Source organism: Elstera litoralis, from assembly GCF_000963705.1.
Taxonomy (GTDB): domain Bacteria; phylum Pseudomonadota; class Alphaproteobacteria; order Elsterales; family Elsteraceae; genus Elstera; species Elstera litoralis.
This window is the reverse complement of record NZ_LAJY01000747.1, coordinates 1-651: the sequence shown is the minus strand read 5'-3', so window position 1 is coordinate 651 and position 651 is coordinate 1. Positions and strand designations below refer to the sequence as shown.

Sequence of the window (651 nt, the reverse complement as noted above, 5' to 3'; positions counted from 1 at the left end):
CGATACCGAAGCCTTCGACGTGGGCCGCAATATCGTGCTCTCCCCCGGTGCGGTGGTGTTTCGCAATGATTTGATCGAGCTTATTCAATATTCGCCGAGCACGGAGACGGTGCAAAAAGTGCCGCTGCTCATCGTGCCGCCGTGGATCAATAAATATTATATTCTCGACCTGAAACCGCAGAATTCCTTCATTAAATGGGCCGTCGATCAAGGACTGACGGTTTTTTGCATTTCCTGGGTCAACCCCGACCCGCGCCTGACCAGCAAAAGCTTTGCCGATTACATGAAGGAAGGCCCGCTGGAGGCGATTGCGGCGATCCAAGAGATTACCGGCGAGGCGAAGGTCAATCTGATCGGCTACTGCCTCGGCGGCACGCTGACCGCCAGCACCCTCGCCTATCTTGCCGCAAAACGCCGCGCGCCGGTACTGAGCGTGACCTATTTCACCACGATGGTGGATTTCACCGAAGCGGGCGAGCTTTCGGTCTTTATCGATGAAGAGCAACTTCAGTCGCTTGAACATAAAATGGCGAAAACCGGCGTGCTCGAAGGCCGCGATATGGCCAATAGCTTCAATATGCTGCGCGCGAATGATCTCATTTGGTCGTTCGTGGTGAATAACTACCTGCTCGGGAAAGACCCGTTCCCTTT

The 651-nt window shown here is 54.5% G+C and carries 1 protein-coding gene; it reads left to right on the top strand.

Annotation, left to right across the window (positions count from 1 at the left end):
* Positions 1-651 (top strand): PHA/PHB synthase family protein (locus tag VZ95_RS19515; RefSeq protein ID WP_045777346.1); only part of this gene is annotated, 651 nt, incomplete at both ends.